The sequence below is a fragment of the Candidatus Methylospira mobilis genome (assembly GCF_009498235.1).
Taxonomy (GTDB): domain Bacteria; phylum Pseudomonadota; class Gammaproteobacteria; order Methylococcales; family Methylococcaceae; genus Methylospira; species Methylospira mobilis.
Genome location: NZ_CP044205.1, coordinates 2,619,094 through 2,634,144, shown reverse-complemented (window position 1 = coordinate 2,634,144; position 15,051 = coordinate 2,619,094). Strand labels below are relative to the sequence as shown.

General features: G+C 53.9%; 12 protein-coding genes and 1 pseudogene. 6 read left to right on the top strand and 7 right to left on the bottom strand.

Annotated features, from left to right (window positions below; genetic code table 11):
* Positions 1 to 120: 120 nt before the first annotated feature.
* Complete coding sequence (locus F6R98_RS11860) at positions 121 to 294, top strand: hypothetical protein (protein ID WP_153249205.1); 174 nt, start codon at positions 121 to 123, stop codon at positions 292 to 294.
* A 102-nt stretch (positions 295 to 396) separates the two neighbouring features.
* Here the strand turns inward: F6R98_RS11860 and F6R98_RS22050 are convergent.
* Both F6R98_RS22050 and F6R98_RS11850 read right to left on the bottom strand, forming a co-directional pair.
* Positions 397 to 552 (bottom strand): annotated as a pseudogene (locus tag F6R98_RS22050) (IS5/IS1182 family transposase); the annotation flags it as partial.
* A gap of 164 nt (positions 553 to 716) precedes the next feature.
* Positions 717 to 1,448: a proteasome-type protease gene (locus F6R98_RS11850; protein ID WP_153249203.1), complete on the bottom strand. Its 732-nt coding sequence runs from the start codon at positions 1,446 to 1,448 to the stop codon at positions 717 to 719.
* Positions 1,449 to 1,976: 528 nt separating this feature from the next.
* Between F6R98_RS11850 and F6R98_RS11845 the strand changes: the two genes are divergently transcribed.
* The 3 genes from F6R98_RS11845 (at position 1,977) to F6R98_RS11835 (ending at position 4,929) form a co-directional block, all read left to right on the top strand.
* On the top strand, positions 1,977 to 3,428 hold the full coding sequence (locus F6R98_RS11845; RefSeq protein WP_153249202.1) for a circularly permuted type 2 ATP-grasp protein: 1,452 nt from the start codon (positions 1,977 to 1,979) through the stop codon (positions 3,426 to 3,428).
* A gap of 1 nt (position 3,429) precedes the next feature.
* A complete protein-coding gene (locus tag F6R98_RS11840) occupies positions 3,430 to 4,407 on the top strand; it encodes an alpha-E domain-containing protein (RefSeq protein ID WP_153249201.1) in 978 nt (325 codons plus the stop codon).
* A 138-nt stretch (positions 4,408 to 4,545) separates the two neighbouring features.
* Entirely contained in the window at positions 4,546 to 4,929 is a 384-nt protein-coding gene (locus F6R98_RS11835) for a sulfite exporter TauE/SafE family protein (RefSeq protein WP_153249200.1), read from the top strand.
* An 89-nt stretch (positions 4,930 to 5,018) separates the two neighbouring features.
* On the opposite strand, the gene F6R98_RS11830 is transcribed toward F6R98_RS11835, so the two are convergent.
* The 5 genes from F6R98_RS11830 to F6R98_RS11810 form a co-directional block, all read right to left on the bottom strand.
* Positions 5,019 to 6,035 (bottom strand): MlaD family protein, encoded by a 1,017-nt coding sequence (locus tag F6R98_RS11830; RefSeq protein WP_228124850.1) that lies wholly within the window; start codon positions 6,033 to 6,035, stop codon positions 5,019 to 5,021.
* Positions 6,004 to 6,774, bottom strand: coding sequence for an ABC transporter ATP-binding protein (locus F6R98_RS11825; RefSeq protein WP_153249198.1), 771 nt, complete (start codon positions 6,772 to 6,774; stop codon positions 6,004 to 6,006). The genes F6R98_RS11830 and F6R98_RS11825 overlap by 32 nt, the downstream gene beginning before the upstream one ends.
* A 2-nt stretch (positions 6,775 to 6,776) precedes the next feature.
* On the bottom strand, positions 6,777 to 7,913 hold the full coding sequence (locus F6R98_RS11820) for an MlaE family ABC transporter permease (RefSeq protein WP_228124849.1): 1,137 nt from the start codon (positions 7,911 to 7,913) through the stop codon (positions 6,777 to 6,779).
* Positions 7,914 to 7,994: 81 nt separating this feature from the next.
* Positions 7,995 to 8,147 (bottom strand): DUF3096 domain-containing protein, encoded by a 153-nt coding sequence (locus tag F6R98_RS11815; RefSeq protein WP_153249197.1) that lies wholly within the window; start codon positions 8,145 to 8,147, stop codon positions 7,995 to 7,997.
* A gap of 457 nt (positions 8,148 to 8,604) precedes the next feature.
* Positions 8,605 to 9,333, bottom strand: coding sequence for a hypothetical protein (locus F6R98_RS11810; RefSeq protein WP_153249196.1), 729 nt, complete (start codon positions 9,331 to 9,333; stop codon positions 8,605 to 8,607).
* A gap of 303 nt (positions 9,334 to 9,636) precedes the next feature.
* On the opposite strand from F6R98_RS11810, the gene recB reads away from it, so the two are divergent.
* Both recB and F6R98_RS11800 read left to right on the top strand, forming a co-directional pair.
* Positions 9,637 to 13,338 (top strand): exodeoxyribonuclease V subunit beta, encoded by a 3,702-nt coding sequence (gene recB / locus F6R98_RS11805; protein ID WP_153249195.1) that lies wholly within the window; start codon positions 9,637 to 9,639, stop codon positions 13,336 to 13,338.
* A gap of 312 nt (positions 13,339 to 13,650) precedes the next feature.
* Entirely contained in the window at positions 13,651 to 15,015 is a 1,365-nt protein-coding gene (locus tag F6R98_RS11800; protein ID WP_153249194.1) for an OmpP1/FadL family transporter, read from the top strand.
* Positions 15,016 to 15,051: the final 36 nt, after the last annotated feature.

The window sequence follows — 15,051 nt, the reverse complement described above, 5'->3', positions numbered from 1 at the left end:
AGAACTCTTTCTCGCGCCCGGTTACTCAGATTATGCCTGTCCAGCTGATGCGGTTCAAACCGGGCAGGACGAATTAAAAATCGAACCGCGCCATTAAGTGAATCGATAACGGAGTTATTTATGAGCGAAGAACAATCGGAACAGAAAGAAATAATTCAGGAAAACTCGACAGAGTTGTCTGAAGAGAATTTGGATAACATAGTGGGTGGTGTCCGAATTCTGGATGATGGGAGGGCGTACTGCGTGAAAACTGGAAAACAAGTCCCCTTGCCACCTGGTGTATTTCTCAATTAGGGAAGCGCTGAATAAACAGTTTCGGTTCATGGTTAGACAAGGCTCTCCAACCGCTTTCGCGGCGCTATGCCCATGAACGGAAACAATCACTTGCCGTTCGTCCCGGCCTCGTCCGGAAGCGGGATACACCGGTTGAATGAGCTCGACCAGTTCAGACCAGGGAACGACCTGATCCATTGCGTTCAAAAAAGTCTCGCTCCGCGTGATGCGCGATTTCTGTTGGAGAAGCACGTCAAGGAGAGTGGTCTGTTTTATCATGCGCCGGGTACCGTTACAGTGTAATATATTGATTATTATATCATAATCAATATATTGCCCATAATAAATATATGGAAATAGGCAGCGATTAAATCAGTATTTCCCTAAAGGTTTTGCTCGGATAGTCTCGCGATTGAATAAATTTGTTCCTTGTCGGGTAGCGTTTATTCCCAGTCAAAGCGCGGCAGCATGCTGAACGCGTTGCGTATGCCTTCGCTCCACTGCGATTTCAATGCCGAGTAAAACGGGCTGCTGGTGTCCAGGCTCAGGTAGTGACTGGTAGCAAAGCTGTCTTGCCGGTAGATTTCGATCTCCAGCGGCGGCCCCACAGAAATGTTGCTGCGCATGGTCGAATCCAGTGAAACCAGCGCGCAACGCGCCGCATCCTCGAGCGAAGTGCCCGGCGCCGCCATGCGGTCCAGTATCGGCTTGCCGTATTTGGTTTCGCCGATCTGCAAATAGGGCGTTTCGACGGAGGCCGTAATGTAATTGCCCTGCGGATAAATCAGATAGATCTCATGCGGCTGACCCTGTATTTGTCCTCCCAGGATAAAGCTGGCTTCCGCGCTGAAACCGCTACGCTGCATGCTCGGCCAGTGCTGTTCCTGTACCCTGACGCTGACTTCGCCTACATAAGTTGCGGCATCGAACAGGTAAGACACCGAATTGAGACTGCACAGCGCGCCGGGGTTCTCCAGATCGCGGCGAATGAAATTGACCACGGCCTGGGTGCTGGCCAGACTGCCCGCCCCCAATAAGACGATATGGCGGTCATTATGGAGTTCAAAGCGATGCATTTTGCTGTACACGCTGGCATAGTCGACACCGGCGTGAGTGCGCGAGTCGGAGGCGAATACCAAGCCATCGTCAACTCTGATCGCCAGACAGTAAGTCATCAAGCTTCCTTAAAATTAAAGATAAGTAAAACGCCGGGTAACCATTCAGCTACCGGTTCCGGGTTTGCCGGTAAGGCAGTCGAGATGAGCGGAAGCGTGTCGATTTATCAGCCAGCGGGAGAAGGCCGATCCGTCAACTTGCCGTAAACCCCGCAGAGGAAGCCAGGTTATGTCATCCTCGCTACAGATGGTCTCCGTTCATCTCAGGCCCTTATCTGCCCGTCCCTCTCGATGGAGTGGTACTGAACGTTTATCAATGCTGAACCTATATCTTCTCTTATGCTCTTCATTAATACAAGACCTGATAATGAGGGCAATGACAAGCACGTTATAAAGGCTTTGCCCGGTTCCTTTGCACCGCACATGTCCATGAAGATGCGTGAGCACCATTATAGTGCGTATGTGCTCTTGATCGTTATAACGGGCAGGGCAACGATCATCGCCGTGCTTGTTATATTCACCTTTATCCGGCACGGCCTGTATTTTGCTTGAATTCACCATAATGAACTTATACGAGGCGGCAAGCGCATGACCATATCCTGGCAGAATTATCAGGTAAACGGCTTTTTCGACGAATTGATTTGCGAAAACGGCACGCCGAGAGCAGGCCTGGAGCGCTTGCTTGCTCATCTGGACAGCCTTTCCGAAGCGGAGTTGCAGGAAAGAAAAGCTACGGCTGACGCCGCGATTCTCAGCATGGGCATTACCTTTACGGTGTACTCCGAGTCGGAAGGGTCGATAGACAGAGCCTGGCCGTTCGACATTATTCCCCGCATCATTTCGCTGCGGGAATGGCGGCGGGTGGAGCGCGGTCTGCGGCAGCGTGTTAAAGCGCTCAATCTATTTATCGACGATCTGTATCACGAACAGCGTATCGTCAGGGACGGCGTGTTTCCGGCCGAACTGCTGGCGGACTCCAAGAACTTCCGTCCCGAGTGCGTCGGCGTTAATCCGCCGCAAGGCGTTTGGGCGCATGTCTGCGGATCGGACCTGGTGCGCGACAGCGACGGCACCATTTATGTGTTGGAAGATAATCTGCGGGTGCCTTCCGGCGTTTCCTACATGCTGGAAAACCGGCACGTTATGAAGCGGGTATTGCCGGAGTTGTTCGAAGATTACAATATCGCACCGATAGACGATTATCCGTCGAAACTATACCAGTGCCTGGTTTCCTTGTCCCCGCGTGCGGATGCGCCCAATGTCATTGTATTGACGCCCGGCATCTATAACTCCGCCTATTTCGAGCATGCCTATCTTGCTCAACAAATGGGCGTGGAACTGGTCGAAGGCAGTGATCTGGTGGTTGGCGACGACGATGTGGTGTATATGCGCACCATAGAAGGGCTGGAGCGCGTGGATGTGATCTACCGTCGCATCGACGACCTGTTTCTGGACCCGGAGGCTTTCGACCCGTCTTCCGTGCTGGGCGTTGCCGGTTTGATGCGCGCCTGGAAGCACGGCACCGTCGCGCTCGCCAATGCGCCGGGCGCCGGCGTGGCCGACGATAAAGTGGTTTATACTTATGTGCCCGAAATTATTAAATACTATCTGGGCGAAGAGGCAATACTGCCGAATGTGCCCTCCTATCGCTGCGTGGTTCCAGACGAGTGCCGCTATGTTCTCGATCATCTCGATCAGCTGGTGGTCAAGCCCGCGAATGAATCTGGCGGGTACGGCATGTTGATCGGCCCCAGGGCTACGCAGCGGGAGCTGGATGAGTTCGCCGAACTGATACGTCGAGACCCGCGCAATTACATCGCGCAACCGCTTTTGCTGTTATCTACCGCCCCAACGCTGATTAACGACAAGGTAGAGCCGCGCCATCTCGATTTGAGACCTTTCGTGTTGTCCGGACAGGATACCTACGTTACCAACGGCGGCTTGACGCGGGTAGCGTTGAAGAAAGGCTCGACGGTAGTGAACTCCTCGCAGGGCGGCGGCAGCAAGGATACCTGGATAGTTGATTTGGGAGTGAATTGATATGTCTACGCTTGCACGTGTCGCGGAAAACCTGTACTGGATGGCGCGTTATCTGGAGCGCGCCGAGAATACCGCGCGGCTGGTCGATGTCAACAGCAGTCTGTTGCTGGATTTACCGCAGCATGCCAGACCGGGCTGGGCGTCGCTGATTGCGATAACCGGCTGCGATGCCTTGTTTGGCGCAAGCAATGCGCAGCCGGACGAAGCGCATGTTGTAAAATTCATGCTGGCCGACGGCGACAATCCGGGTTCCATACTTTCTTCCTGCCGCTGGGCGCGCGAAAATGCGCGCTCGGTGCGCGATATTATTCCTCGCGAGGCCTGGGAGCAGATTAACGAGCTGTTTCTTCATGCGCAATCCCAGGTTTCGGAAGGCCTGTCGGCCAAGCGGCGTTTCTCGTTTCTGAATGAAATCATTCTGCGCGTACAGCAAATCGTTGGCGTATTGGCCGGCGGCATGAGCCATGACGACGGTTATGAATTCATGACCATCGGCTTGAATCTGGAACGCGCCGACATGACCACGCGCATTATCGACGTGCAGTCGTCCAACCTGGCGCATCCGGCCTTGCGCCCGTTCGAAAATATATTGTGGATGAGCGTTCTGAAGTCGCTGACCGCGTACCAGATGTACCGGCGTCATATGCAGGCGGCGGTCAAGTCCGACGACGTGCTGAAGTTTCTGCTGCAAAATCGGCAGTTCCCGCGTTCGTTTTACTTTTGCCTGAGCGATGTCGCGGCCTGTTTGCAGCGCCTGCCGCGCAGCGCCCCGGTACTGGGGGTTTTACTGCCGCTCAAGCAGATGATAGACCAGGCGCAGCCGGAATTATTGGAGCAGGAAGCATTGACGCGGTTTATCGACGAATTGCAGATCGAACTGGGACGCATTCATGATGTCATTTACGCTAATTATTTTGGAACCGCCGTGGATGTTCATCAAAAAAACGCGTCGGTAAGCACGCAGCATCAATCTGCATGAGAGAGCTATTGACTTTTTTCCCCTGGACGGAGTAACAGGGTGAGGGGTTGCTGTTCCTTTTGTCTCGTCACGCTTAATCAAAGTGGAGAGAACACTGTAAAGTTTTAAGCGTTACCTTAATATTAAAGGATATTGCGGATGCCGCCATGGATTATATTCGTGATTATCGGTGTGCTCAGCGGTGTATCTGCCGGCTTCTTTGGTATAGGCGGCGGAATCGTCACCGTACCGGCACTTATTTACTGGGCTGGTTTTTCTCAGCACATGGCGACGGGAACTAGCCTTGCTGTGTTGCTTCCGCCTATCGGATTCGCCGCAGCTTTCGAATATTACCGGCATGGAAACGTTGATATACGAGCTGCAGTTATTCTTGCCGCGACTATGTTACTTGGCGCATGGATTGGCGCCTATTTCGCAAACCAGATTGCAGGGCCGCCGCTCCGTCTCATCTTTGGTCTGTTTGTTTGCTGTCTTGGCGTGTACATCGTGTATGGTGCTTGCAAACGCCTTGGCTGGTTTTGAATTGAGCGGATGTGAGCGGTTGTTTGTCTCATGCAGGATGACAGGAGGGAGCAGCCTCAGCAACCCGCGCGAAATAATTTCGCCCGCTTTTACCGCTTTCCGAAGATGATCGCTTCAGGGTGTTGCTCCAGGTAATCGGTCAGATTCCTGGCCGATTGGGCCGCGCCGCGTAACTCTTCCAGCGATTGCAATAGCGGCGCATCAGGCTCGGCCAAGGCTTCCATGGCGTACAGCGAACGGTTGAATTCCAGTAATACGCTTTTAGCGGTGTCAAGAGTCTTTTCAGTCGCAATCATAACCGGCCTGGAATCGCGGGTAAACTGCTGCACCATCGTGCGTATATCATTCGTTGCCAAATCCATCCTGGAGACCAGTTTTTCGGTTTCCAACAGCGTTTTATTCAAGGCTGCACGATCTTGTTTAACGTCTTCCGAGGTGGCGATCTCGCGGAACGATTTTAAAGTCGCCGCCAGATCGTTAGCGATGGCTTCTATGGGCAGATTGCGGAATTTAGCCATAATTTCATCGGCAGTGTCCATGATTTTATCTTCCGTGCTTTGCACGGAAGGCAGTTCCTCCAGGTTTTTATATTTAAATTTGGATAATTTAATCGCGTCGTTACGATGAAAGTTGAATTCCACATACAATAGCCCGGTCAGCATACTTTGAGTTTTCAGTTGAGCCCTGAGGCCTGCGTCGATCAACTGTTTGACATTTCTCCGGCTTTCTTCCGTGGAAGAAGCGGCCTGCAAAGACAATCCATTGGAACGAAGCATCAATTCCTGATTAATCTCGATGACTACCGGTTTAATAATATGTGTTGTCTGTTGATCGAACTCCAGCGCGATTTCAATAACGGCGCCAATCTGCACGCCCTCCAGGGTAACCGGCGCGCCGATTTTGAGACCGTTCAAGGCGGAGTCGAAATAAATAACGTATTCCTCTTTTGTCTTGAGAAATTGGCCGCCGCCGAAGATCAGCAGAGCTATTACCGCCAGAGCCAGCGCGCCGACCAGAAATACGCCAATGCTATAGGGGTTGACCGGTTTGCTCATATGTTTCTTTATCCCGGCATCAAGTTTCAGCTTGCCGGCCGGCCGTTTCATCGCGAGTGAGAAAACGGATGATTTTTGGGTCTTTGGACTCGGCCAGGAGCTGTTTTGGCGGACCTCCGGCAATGATGGTCTTGGTTTCGGTGTCAAGAAATACCGAGTTGTCGCCGATGGCCAGGATGCTGTCCAGCTCGTGGGTGACCATTACGATAGTTGCGCCGAGATGATCGCGAAGATTCCGGATCAAGTCATCCATCAGCTTGGCTGTGATCGGATCCAGCCCGGCCGATGGTTCATCGAAAAACAAAATTTCCGGATCCAGAGCCATGGCCCGTGACAAGCCGGCGCGCTTTTGCATGCCGCCACTGAGTTCCGCCGGATAATACGCTTCAAAGCCTGCCAAACCGACCAAGGCCAGTTTGTAGGCGACGATGTCGCGTATCCGTTCGGCGTCCAGATGTGTATATTCTGTAAGCAGCAAAGCTACATTCTCGAATAAGGTCATGGAGCTCAACAATGCACCGCTTTGAAACAACACACCGGTGCGGCGCAAAATTCGTTTCCTGGCATCGGCATCCACTTGCCATAGATTTTCTTCGCCATAAAACACCTCGCCCTTGACCGGCTGCATTAAGCCGATCAGATGCATCAACAATGTGCTTTTACCGCAACCGCTGCCGCCCATGATGACGAAAATATCGCCGCGCTCAATGGTGAAATTGAGATCACGTTGAATGACGACATCGCCGTATGCCATGTTCAGATTTTTTATGGTCAGGCACGGTTTACCCATCGTTACAAACCTAATCGCTTGCAGATCATGGTCATCAGCGCATCGGCAACGACAATGAAAACTATGCCGGTGACCACGGCGGAAGTGGTGGCCTCGCCTACCGCCGACGCGCTTCGTCCGCATTGCATGCCGCGTTGGCAACCCGACAGCGCGATCAGCAAGCCGTAGACAGAGCACTTGACTACACCCATGGCGATATCCTTGATATGCACCGCCGCCACAGTACGATCGAAATATTGCACAAACGCCATATCGAAAAAACTCACGGTCACTAGCGCGCCGCCCAGCATCCCCATGAAATCGGCATAAAGGCATAACAGCGGCAACATCAAAACCAGCGCCAGCATGCGCGGCAATACCAGAAACGTCATAGGCTCAAAACCCATGGACTTGAGCGCGTCGATCTCGCTGTTGACCTGCATGCTGCCCAATTCGGCCGCGAAGGTCGAGCTGCTGCGCCCCGTCATAATGATAGCCGCCATCAAACCGCCCATATCCCTGGTCATGCCCAAACCCACCATATCCGCTATATAAATTTCCGCGCCGAACAAGGTCAATTGCACCGAACCCACAAAAGCCAGAATCAAGCCGATCAATACGCTAATCAAGGTAATGATGGGAAAGGCCGATGGCCCGCATTCCCGGATATACAGCCAAAAATCGATAGAACGAAATCGCGCTTTGCCAATTACGGCGTCAAACGCACTCTGGGCAAGCTCGCCGATAAAAACGATAAACGCTTCAGCGTCTTTACTAAAGCGCAAGGCGGCATTGCCCAAATCCGCCTGCCACCGGGAATGAAGCGGCGCCTGCCGTGTCTCGGCCCGTTCAGGTACTGCGTAAACCAGGCTTAACAGCCCCTGAATCCCGGCGGGCAAAGTCGTTATGTCGACGCTGATGTTTTGTCTTGCGCCATGCTCGATCAGGCGGATCAATTCCGTCATCAACAGGCTATCCCATTCGCCCAAGCGCGCCGTCGAGAAAACCAGCCTCTCGATATTCGAAGGTTTTTCCAGTTGGGCATATAGGGTTTGAAGCGGCGGATTTTCCGCATCCAAAATCCAATCACCCACAAAAGCAGCCTCCAAGGTATTCTCTTTAAGGCTGACATCGATCGCACACGGAATTTTTTCTGTCATGGCGTTCCCGTTGGAAAAAGGGCATCAAACAGAAAACCGCTCCAAAACAGCGAGGCTTCGGTCCTTAGTACTATCATCACTTTATAGTGAAGTATGCTGCATCGGTCCCAATACGCCACCTACGATGGGATACACGGCCACGGATAAATCTAAAAACCCAGGTATCAGCAAAATCAACTTTCCTATCACAAGAGCCAGCAAGGATCGACCCGGATATTGTGGATATACATACATGGAGCCTCATTCCACATTAGGCTGAAAAACAATTTAGCGGCAAGATTGGGAATGGTCTGTACGGCATCGCACATAGTGCTAGCCGTAATCCTGCTATCGGCCAGGTTTTGGTCATTTCCGATGCAAGACGGTGTCAGACGTGACTTTTCTATCCTGATATATGCGACACCGTACTGACTGCTACCGATTCAGCGTTTAGCTTGATCTCATTGTTTTGATGCGCCTCCAGTTTGCCCCAAAGCTGGGTGGGTGGGAAAGGCTGTCTCATTCCGGACAGACGCATCATCGTCAAGCAACGGCGGTATTCTGTCATGGTCTAGAAGTGGACACCCCGTTAGGCGGAAAATAGGCCTGATAGAGCGAAGAGGGAGTCATGAATGAGATTTAATTGCAATATTCTGCTCGGCGCATAGAGGGGTGAACGCAGAATTCGGAAAAAATAAGTATGCTAAAGATTTTATGGCCTCGCGGCTGGCTTTACACCCTGCAAAATGAGCTGGTTGAACCCTTGCTGCAGCGTGTTGATCTCGGTTACTTCGCTTGATCCAAGGCTGATAGGCCGCCCTTGTCCGCTGCCGGACAGCGTGCGCACCTGGGCCGAAAATTCGGCCAGCGGTTTGACCAGCAGCTTCCGCGCCTGCAGCCAGAGCACCAGACCGAGAAACAGCAACTGGGCCGAAATATTGACGGCGAACGAGAGCAGGGTTTCTTTCGTGCGCGACACCAGCATTGCGTCGCTGGACGCGATGCACAGGTAGCCGAGTTCCTTGTTGTTGCCGCCATGGGCATGCAGCAAGGTTTGTTGCGCGAACAGCGTGGAGGACGGTTGCTGATCGGGCGCAGCTTGCCATGAAACGTTGAGGCTGCCGTCCAGGTCGATGATATCCACCCGCGCTACCGGCGGATGAGTTCCGATGCCGTTTGCCATCGATTTGAGAAGCGCTTCCTGAAACTCCCACAGTGCCGATTCCGCGCCGGGAGCGAAGGTGGCGGCCAACGATTGCAGCGTGTTAAGAATTTCCTGTCGGGTATGATGATATTCCATGAACATCTGGATGCCGGTAATCACCACGGCAAAGGAGAAGTAAGCCAGCAGCAGTTTACGCAACAGTACAAGCGCCAGCGGATGAGCGACGACCTTATTGCCTGCGGCTTTCACTGCCGACGGGGCGATGTAGAACCGCAACCGTCTGGTCGAGGCAATGTGCTGGATTCGCCCTGTAGGGCGGAGAGTTAAGCCGGCAAGACATAGGCATAAATTCAAACATGGCGGACAATTCATTGTTTGTCCGAATTTAGCATAAGTTTGTGAAAGTTTTGCGATCAGAGTCTCAGGAGTCATCACGCTTACGATGCTCATGCTTGATGAGCGGATATTAGTGTGCAACACTGTTAGCCAGTTATATCAGTTACATACGCCAAACTTCGAGTTAAAAGTTATAATTAAACCTGATTGGCGCTAATTGCGACTGGCGACGCAGCTCAGATAATGAATCATCTATCAATAAATCCTCCCGACAACCGTCAAAAACTGAACCCGCTGGATTTTCCCTTATTGGGTACGCGTTTGATCGAAGCCAGCGCCGGCACCGGCAAGACCTGGATTATTGCCGCGTTGTATATCCGTCTGGTGCTGGGACACGGCAGCGAAAATGCGCGTTTCGATCGGGCGCTGCTGCCTCCCGATATCCTGGTGGTCACCTTCACCGAAGCCGCGACGCGGGAGCTGCGCGATCGCATACGCGCGCGTTTGACGCAGGCCGCTGCCTGTTTCCGGGGCAGGGAAGAGGGGGATGAGTTTCTGCGAGGCGTTAAAAGCAGCTACGCCGAAACGCAATGGCCGGGCTGCGCGCGGCTGCTGGAAATCTCTGCGCTGTGGATGGACGAGGCCGCTGTTTACACCATACACGGCTGGTGCAACCGCATGTTGCAACAACACGCGTTCGACAGCGGCAGTTTGTTCAAACAGGAGGTGAATACCTCAGACCTGGAACTGCTCAACGAAGTGGTGCGCGATTACTGGCGAACTTTCTTTTATACGCTGAGCGAGGCGGAAGCGCGCGCGGTGGTTAAGATAGCCGCGTCGCCGCAGGCTTTGAGCGCTACGGTCAAACCGTTGCTTGAGTTAACCGAGGTCAAAGGGCTGGAAACTGCGGCAACCGATCCGCGCGAGCTGTTTGCGGCGTGGGCGGCATGGGATGATGCGCGCAATGCGCTGGAGCGGCAGGCGCAGCAAACCTGGCGCAATGCGCAGGCCGAGATTGAGGCATTGTTGCGCGCAGCATCGGAGCAGGGCTGGCTGCACGGCAACAGCTATCGTAAAAATACCTTCGAACAGCGTCTGAACGATTTTGCCGGCTGGGCGGGCGGCGGAGCGCGTCCCAAAGCGGAGTGGTTTGGCCGTTTCGCGCAGACCCGGTTCGGCATGAACGCCAGACATAAGGATAAACTGCCGCAACACGCCGCTTTTGTTGCGGTTGATACGCTATTGCAGTGTGAATCCGAAGAACCTGACTTCACGCGCGAGGTGATCGTGCATGCGGCCCTCTGGGTGCGCGAACGTTACAGCCGCGAAAAACAGCGCCGCGCACGCATGGATTTCAACGACATGCTGACGCGTCTCGATCGAACCTTGCAGAGCGATAGCGGCGAACAGCTGGCTGCGGTCATACGCAAGCAATATCCGGTTGCGCTGATCGACGAGTTCCAGGACACCGACCCGTTGCAATACCGTATTTTCAAGCGCATTTATCAGCCGGATTCTTGTTGTCAGGGGTTGGGCTGCTTGCTGATCGGCGATCCCAAGCAGGCGATTTACTCTTTTCGCGGCGCCGATATACATACCTATTTGCAGGCTCACGCCGATACAGCCGGGCGTCATTACACGCTGGACACCAATTTTCGTTCGACGGCCGGTCTGGTGGCGGCGGTCAACCGGATTTTCCAGCACGCGGAACACAGGGATAAGGGGGCGTTTCTGTTTAAAAATGCGGCGGCAAACCCGGTTGCGTTTCATCCCGTAGCGGCGCAAGGCGTCGATCAGGCGTTGATCGTCAACGGGAAAGCCGTTGCCCCGATGACTTTCCTGCATTGGGGCGCGGATCAGGAAAAGCCGGTCAGTTCGACGGCGTACCGCCAGTACATGGCGCAGGCGGCCGCGACGGATATGGTGCGTTTGTTGAATCTGTCCGCCCGTGGCGGGGCTGGGTTTAGCGGCAAAACGGGTATTCAGCCCTTGAAACCCTCCGCTATCGCGATTCTGGTCAGAACGCGCAAGGAAGCCAAAGCCATGCAGGCCGCGCTGGCGCAACGGCAATTGCGCAGCGTTTACCTGTCCGAAGGCGATTCGGTATTCAACAGCCGCGAAGCGCTCGATTTGTTGTTTTGGCTGAAGGCGGCTGCCGAACCCCGGGATGAGCGCAAGGTGCGCGCGGCGCTGGCCACCGCGACGCTGGATTTATCGCTGCCGGAACTGGAGGTGCTGAATTGCGACGAGTCGGCCTGGGAACGACAATTGGAGCGCTTCCGCCAATATCAGTTGCGCTGGCAAAAAGACGGCGTGCTGCCGATGATCCGCAGTCTGTTGAGCGATTACCGGGTCAGTTCGCGTTTGATGAATTCATCCGCCGATAGCGGCGGCGAGCGCAGCCTGACCAATCTGCTGCATCTGGCCGAGCTGCTGCAAAAAACGGCGGCGCACCTCGACGGCGAGCAGGCTTTAATACGCTATCTTGCCGAGGCAATGGCCGCTGCGCAAGCCGATGGCGGCCTGTCGTCGGATGAGGCGACGATCCGCTTGGAAAGCGATGCGGAGCTGATAAAAATCATTACCATACATAAATCCAAAGGACTGGAATATCCGCTGGTATTTCTTCCATTTATCGCGTCGTTCCGCGAAGTGACCGCTCAATACAGCAGCTATTACCGCTACCACGACGACGATGACGCGCTCAGGGTCGATCTGAGCCGGGACGAGACTGCAAGAGCAAAAAACGATTTCGAGCGCCTGCAGGAGGATATGCGTTTGCTTTACGTCGCATTGACGCGCGCCAAACATCAGTGCCGGCTGGGCGTTGCGCCGCTAAAAAACATGCAAAACAGCGCATTGGGCTACTTGCTGGGATGGGAAAAGGATGCCGCGCCGTCAAATCTGCCGAAACAACTCGGCGTGCTGGCCGGCGGCTCCGGCGTTATCGCCGTAGATGCGGCGCCAGAGCCGGACAATACGCCTTATAACGCATCCACCTGCGCCGTTGGCGCCGGCGCGCCGGCGGTTCGCACCGCAACGGCGAATATTCCCGATGCCTGGTGGATAGCCAGTTATAGCGCATTGCGCCTGGAGGCGGAGACTGATGCGAACGAGAGGGGAGTGGATGCCGCTGAAACCGCGCACGATGATAAATGGCTGGATGAATCGGCATCCGATACCGTCGAAAACCGGTCCCTTGATGCCCTGACGTTGGCGCGCACCGGCATTCATGCCTTGCCGCGCGGCGCAGAGCCGGGAACGGCGATACATGAGTTGATGGAAACCAGCGCGCGCCAGGGTTTTCGCGAGCCGACGGGCAAAGAGCTGGAAAAATTCTGTCGCGGCATAGGCTGGGAGTCGTGGACGGATATCTTGCGCAAATCGCTCGCCGACTGGCTGCATATGCCGTTGCTGGCGGATGCGGCAATTTCCCTGAGCGGATTGCAGCGCCACGCCTATCAACCTGAACTGGAGTTTCTTCTGCCGGTGCACGGTTTGGATTTACGTCAACTCGATGCGCTGGTTACGCGCCATACCTTTGACGGGAGGGCGCGTCCGCGCCTGCAGCACACTATTTTGAAAGGGATGCTGAAAGGTTACATCGACCTGGTTTTCGAGCATGACAACCGCTTTTACGTCGTCGATTACAAGTTCAATGCGCTGGGTGACAGCGATGCGGCTTACAACCGCGAGGAGCTGGAAAACGTGATGCTGCAAAAGCGCTACGATCTGCAATACGTGATTTACCTGCTGGCGCTGCACAGACAGTTAAAAGCGCGCATGGGCGCGACTTACAATTACGATACCCACATCGGCGGCGCGCTGTATTTGTTTCTGCGCGGCAGCAGTGGGCCGCGCCAGGGTCGTGTGTGCGATTGCCCGCCGAAAACGTTGATCGAAGCGCTGGACGTTATGCTTACCGGTCGCGCATGCCCGGCATAGACGAATAGCGCATTATCCTTTTAACTGCAGTGCGGATACATTGTCTCTGCCGCCCGCTTTCCTATCCGTAGAAATCCATTTTTTACCTGTAGCTTTTCCGCTCGCCGGCGAACAAGACGCAACCCGTTCCGGCGTTGCTGCTGGAGCGGCAGGTCTTTTCCGTAATTGCCGCAACGGCAGCAGCGTATATATGGCAAGCATAAATATAACTAATATATATCAATAGTATACGCTTTGGCATGGATGGCGCAATGTATCTCTCAGTTTCAGCACGCATAGTGCTGATTCAGAATTCAATTCAAGGAGATATATATGAGCGCTATTACGGAAACACAGCCTGCAAGGTCTAATGTTACAAGGTGGACCAGGAAAGCCTTGCTGCCTTCCTCGCTGTTACTGCTGCCTCAATTGTCGTTTGCGCTGAATACGGGTACTGATCTCGATTTGAGCTTGCAGCCCATTGCCGGCGGCATGGCCGGTGCGGCGTTTACGCGGCCCCAGGAGGTAGCTGCCGCCTTATTCGGCAATCCGGCGACTTTGAGCCTGTTCAAAGGGTACAACTTTGAGTTTGGTGCCAGCATACTCGAACCTCAAGTCACCAATACGCAAACCAGCAATGGCTATTCCAATAGTTCGCCCAGTCAGGCCAGCAATTATATTGCGCCGGTTGCCGCCGTCAGCGGCGAAGTTCTTCCTGATGTTGTGCTGGCCGGCGGCCTAAATGTCGATTCCGGTCTGGGGGCAAACTACACCGGCAGCCCGATTAATGCCGGAGCGGGCAAAGGTCTGGGAGGCAACGGCTCAGGCGGCGCGGCTACCTTGCCGTTGCTGGATGAGTTATTGTCTTTCAGCGCGAATATCGGCGCAGGCTGGGCGGCGACGCCTGATTTATCGCTGGGTGCGGCAGTTACGATCGGCTTCGGTTTGGCGCAGCTGGGTACTTCCGGCAATACATCGGGATTGCAGGGTTTGACCGGAAATTTTGGCGGAACGACATCCAGCGTACACAATATTTCCGCGCGTGGCGCATTTGGCGTTACCTATAAGGTCATTGATGAGTTAACGGTCAGTGCGTCGCTTAAAACCCCGCTGCAATACAATTACGCCAATGTCGTTTCCACCACAGTTGGCGGGACGCAACAATATCAATCGATAAAAATCACCCAGCCTTTGGAAGTTCAATGGGGGCTGGCCGGTAATGTACTTCCGAACTGGCTGATCGAAGCCGACGCGTTGTGGAAAAACTGGTCGAATTCCAGCCTGTATCAGGATATTTACCAGGATCAATTCCTTGCATTGCTGGGAACGCAATATACCGCAGGATCATGGTCGTTCAGAGGTGGTTACAGTTACGCAACCGCCTTACTCAGAAATAATCCGAACGGCACGATAGGCGGACTCTCCGGGGTAGGGACATTGCCTTTTAATACCGCAGTGTCCGGCGTATTGAACAGCAATGATTTAACCAAGGTTGTGCAAACGACGTTGGCGCCGGTCGTATGGCAAAACACGCTGACGGCGGGCCTCGGATATGCCTTTACCGATCATTTCCGGCTGGATGGCTGGGGCGCCTATGCTTTCCAACAAAATTACACCGCATCAACTCTGGCATTAGGGAATTATTCCGTTGCGGCCAGCGAATGGGCGCTGGGTGCCGGCGTTAATTTCAAATTTTGATGTTTTTTAAAATTATTGTCTGTTAAGTCTTTAAAA